5 protein-coding genes are annotated in these 4,437 nt (G+C 64.4%); 3 read left to right on the top strand and 2 right to left on the bottom strand.

Annotated elements, in window-relative coordinates; genetic code table 11:
* Positions 1–65 precede the first annotated feature (65 nt).
* Entirely contained in the window at positions 66–485 is a 420-nt protein-coding gene (locus A5906_RS34040) for a c-type cytochrome (RefSeq protein ID WP_080139482.1), read from the bottom strand.
* A 112-nt stretch (positions 486–597) separates the two neighbouring features.
* On the bottom strand, positions 598–1,314 hold the full coding sequence (locus tag A5906_RS34035; RefSeq protein WP_080139481.1) for a L,D-transpeptidase: 717 nt from the start codon (positions 1,312–1,314) through the stop codon (positions 598–600).
* 275 nt (positions 1,315–1,589) lie between these two features.
* On the opposite strand from A5906_RS34035, the gene A5906_RS34030 reads away from it, so the two are divergent.
* The 3 genes from A5906_RS34030 (at position 1,590) to A5906_RS34020 (ending at position 4,180) form a co-directional block, all read left to right on the top strand.
* Positions 1,590–2,642 carry a glycosyltransferase family 4 protein gene (locus A5906_RS34030; RefSeq protein ID WP_080139480.1) on the top strand — a complete coding sequence of 351 codons (1,053 nt, stop codon included), beginning with the start codon at positions 1,590–1,592 and terminating at the stop codon, positions 2,640–2,642.
* Positions 2,643–2,675: 33 nt separating this feature from the next.
* Positions 2,676–3,365, top strand: a complete 690-nt coding sequence (locus A5906_RS34025) for a class I SAM-dependent methyltransferase (protein WP_080139479.1) — start codon at positions 2,676–2,678, stop codon at positions 3,363–3,365.
* 155 nt (positions 3,366–3,520) lie between these two features.
* Positions 3,521–4,180, top strand: coding sequence for a hypothetical protein (locus tag A5906_RS34020; protein ID WP_080139478.1), 660 nt, complete (start codon positions 3,521–3,523; stop codon positions 4,178–4,180).
* Positions 4,181–4,437: the final 257 nt, after the last annotated feature.

Here is a 4,437-nt window from a genome sequence, read left to right as displayed (position 1 = left end):
GGCGGGCGTCTCGAAGGATGCGCCGCGATTTCCGATGCAAGCCTCAACGCGCGGTGCCGACGCCGTTATTGCGCGCCTGCCGCCTGAAGATAAGCAACGATCTTGCTCGCTTCCTCCGCCGAGATGCCGCCATAGGGCTGCATCTTGTTGCCGGACACCACCTCGTCCGGCTTGACCATGAAGCGGGTGAGCTTGTCCTGGTCCCAGACGAAGCCGGCTTCTTTCATTGACGATGAATAATTGTAGTTCGGCAGCGAACCGGCCTTGCGGCCGACGACCTTGTTGAGGTTGGGACCGAGGCGGTTGTCGCCTTCCTTCACCGAGTGACAGGTGCGGCAGGCATTGTTGAAGGCCTGCTGGGCCGCGTCATCGCTCGCCGGCTGCTGTGCGCGCGAGGAAGGTGTGGAGAGGAGCAGCGTCAATGCTCCGGCGGTGGTGATCACGCGCAGCCATGTACTTCGCGACGTCCGCTGGCATGATTGCATCTGCACCTCCGTCGGGGACCGCGCCGCAACGCCTGCGCGTCGGGATGTCGAGGGCAAACGAAAACGGCCCCGGTCAGTTCCGGGGCCGTTTGCGTCACAATGTCCGGTCGCTTCAGCGTGTCGCGGCGCCGAGATCCGCGCGGCGTTCGGTCATCGGCAGTACGATCACCTTGGTGCCGACGTTGACGCGGGAATAGAGGTCGGTGACGTCGCCATTGGTCATGCGGATGCAGCCGGAGGAGACGTGCTTGCCGATGGTCTCGGGGGCATTGGTGCCGTGGATGCGGTAGATCGTGCCGCCGAGATACATGGCGCGGGCGCCCAGCGGGTTGCCGGGGCCGCCGGCCATGTGGCGCGGCAGATAGGGCTGGCGGGCGATCATCTCCGGCGGCGGGGTCCAATCCGGCCACTCGGCCTTCTTGCTCACCGACTGGATGCCGGACCAGGTGAAGCCGTCGCGGCCGACGCCGATGCCGTAGCGCAACGCCTGGCCGTTACCGAGCACGTAATAGAGATAGGTGTTGGGCGTATCGATGATGATGGTGCCCGGCGCCTCGCGCGTCGCATAGGAAACCGTCTGGCGGCGGAAGCGGGCCGGCATCTCGACGGTGTCCTGATCTTCCGACGGCGCGACCTGAGAGGGCGCTGCCTGGTAGGGCTGATAAGGCTGGATCGGCTGCGGTGCGGCCATCGGCGGCAGCGGCTGGAAGAAGGGGAAGAGCTGCACCGGCGCGGCCTTGGCCGGACCTGCGAATGCGATCGCGGAGATCGCGACGGCGCCGAAGGCAACGGCGCGCGAATACGTCTTGAACGTGTCCAGATTGAACATTGGTCGCCCCTGTTTGCGCGGGTGTTCTTGGCCACCCCGGCACCGTTGCGGTGCTCCGTTGCTTAAAGTCACTAACGGAAACAAGTTTCGGGACGTTTGCGCGGAAAACCGAAAACGGTTTCATCGCGGCAAGGATTGTTTCATGACAGTTTCGTGGCCGCAGGGGTCCGTTAACGAACAAAACAGCGGGCCGACACTTCTATGACGTCACACGCCTGAAATATCCGTGGTTGATGGTCCTAAGCCGAGAATCATCAAACTCTCGGGATTTCCCCATGCGGGTATTAATCGCGACTGACGCCTGGCATCCGCAGGTCAACGGTGTGGTCCGCACCCTGACGTCGCTGGCGAATGCGGCCAAGGCGCTCGATGTCGAGATCGACTTCCTCACCCCGGACGGCTTTCCGTCCTGGCCGCTGCCGACCTATCCGGGTCTGCGCATCGCGCTGCCGAGCCGCAAAGAAATCGCGCGACGGATCGAGAAGGCGGCGCCCGAGGCGCTGCACATCGCCACCGAAGGGCCGATCGGCTGGGCGGCGCGGGCCTATTGCCGTCGCAATGGACTTGCCTTCACCACGTCCTACACGACGCGCTTTCCGGAATATGTCTCGGTGCGGACCGGCATCCCAGATGCTGTCGGCTATGCCGTGCTGCGTCACTTCCACGATGCCGCCGCGATGACCATGGTGGCGACGCCCTCGCTGCGGCAGGAGCTGTCCGAGCGCGGCTTCAAGCGGCTCGGCTTCTGGACGCGCGGCGTCAACACCGAGCTCTTTCATCCGGACAGCCCAGCTAAGCTCGATCTGCCGGGCCCGATCTTCATGACCATGGGCCGCGTGGCGGTGGAGAAGAACCTCGAAGCTTTCCTGTCGCTCGACCTGCCCGGCACCAAGGTCGTCGTCGGCGACGGCCCGCAGAAGGCGGCGCTCGAGAAGAAATATCCAGATGCCGTATTCCTCGGCGAGAAGAAGGGCGCCGATCTCACCGCGCATCTCGCTGCCGCCGACGTCTTCGTCTTCCCGAGCCTCACCGACACCTTTGGCGTGGTGCAGCTCGAGGCGCTCGCCTGCGGCACGCCGGTTGCGGCGTTTCCGGTGACGGGCCCCAAGGACGTCATTGCCGATCATCCGATCGGCGCGATCGACCACGATCTGCGTACCGCCTGCCTGCGCGCGCTCACCATGTCGCGCGAGACCTGCCGCAATTTTGCGCTGGAACGCTCCTGGGAAAACAGCGCGCGCCAGTTCGTCGGAAATCTCACCTCACTTCAGCCCAGCCGCGTCCTGCGCGCCTCGCCTGTCATGGCGCGGCGACCGGTGCGCGGTTGATTTCAATTTCGAACCACAGCGAGAACCTCATCGATGGCCAAGATCATGAACCTTGACGGCACCCAGCAGCTCGACCTCACCCGCGGCACGGTCGAGCAGGCCTACGATCGCTGGGCGCCCGTCTACGATCTCGTATTCGGCGGCGTGTTCGCCAAGGGCCGGCAGGCGGCGATCGCGGCCACCAACAAGATCGGCGGCCGCGTGCTCGAGGTCGGCGTCGGCACCGGCATTTCGCTGCCGCTCTATGCCCCGCACCTGCGCATCTTCGGCACCGACATTTCGGAAGCCATGCTCGACAAGGCGCGCCAGCGCGTCACCGAGGGCAAGCTGAAGAACGTCGAGGGTCTCGCGGTGATGGACGCCGAGAAGCTCGAGTTCCCCGATAATTCCTTCGACGTCGTGATGGCGCAATATGTCGTCACCGCCGTGCCGAATCCGGAGAAGGCGTTGGACGAATTCGCCCGCGTGCTGCGTCCGGGCGGTGAGCTGATCATACTGACCCGCGTCAGCGCCGACACCGGCATGCGCCGCTTCATCGAACAGAAGCTCCAGCCGGTGGTGCGTCCTCTCGGCTTTCGCACCGCCGAGTTCGCCTGGTCGCGTTATACGAAGTGGCTGGCTGGCGCCCATGGCATCGAGCTCGCCGAGCGCCGCCTGATTCCCCCGCTCGGTCATTTCTCGCTGGTGCGCTTCCGCAAGGTGGACGTCGCCAAGGCGGCCTGAGCAAGGCGGCGTAGGAGCGGCGCCGCGATCCGCCGCTCACGCGCTCACGTGCGTCATCGCGCCGCTGCACGTCGTCACATGACAAAATGATGATGTCACACGGCCTACATCGAATCCCTGTAAATCCTGAACCCGAAAGCATTTTGGGGGAGAGCATGATCAAGAATTACCTCGAGCAGCTGCGGATCCAGCGCTGGGACGACCATCGCTACTATCACCACAGCCGCATCAATCAGAGCCTGCACTTCGTCAGCGCGCTCAGCTTCCTCTTCGCCTATGTCTGGCTGTTCATCGATCCGGTGGTCTCCGCGCTTGTCGGCTGGCTGGTGTCGATGACCTCGCGGCAGGCCGGTCACTTCTTCTTCGAGCCGCACACCTACGATCACATCAACCAGGCGACGCACGAGTACAAGGAAGAGATCAAGGTCGGCTACAACCTGCAGCGCAAGGTGGTGCTGATGGCGATCTGGGCGCTGTCGCCGCTGGTGCTGGTCGTCGATCCCACGCTGTTCGGCCTGTTCACGCCCTGGGCGAGCGCGACCGACTTCATGCGCCAGGTTGCAAAAATCTGGCTCGTGGTCGGCGGCGGCGGTCTGCTATTCCGTACTGTGCACCTGTTCTTCATCCGCGACGTCGAGACCGGCCTCGTCTGGATGACCAAGATCCTGACCGACCCGTTCCACGACCTGATGCTCTATCGCAGCGCTCCCCTCGCGCTGATGCGCGGCGAGCTGATGGACCCCGGCCTGCATCTCAACCCCGAGCACACGCTGGGCTTCATCGACGAGCCCGTGCTCGAAGAGCAGCACGCCTGAGCGCGCGGCGCATACTGCCCATTCCGATGTCTGATGGTTGCGTCATGCCCGGGCTGGTCCCGGGCATCCACGTCTTGGGGGCTCTTTCGCCTCTCCCGGCTTGCGGCCGGACAGTCGCATTTGGTGCACGCAATGCAGCGACATCGGCAGCGGGCTCCCTCTCCCGCTTGCGGGGGAGGGCTGGGGTGGGGGTCTCTCCGCGTCGGGATTGTTGGAGATTGCTGAGGATGTCCCTGTGCGGTGAGAACCCTCACCCG

Origin of the sequence: Bradyrhizobium sacchari (assembly GCF_002068095.1) — a bacterium.
GTDB lineage: Bacteria > Pseudomonadota > Alphaproteobacteria > Rhizobiales > Xanthobacteraceae > Bradyrhizobium > Bradyrhizobium sacchari.
The sequence above is the reverse complement of the archived record's forward strand: the minus strand, read 5'-3'. Positions and strand labels throughout refer to the sequence as shown.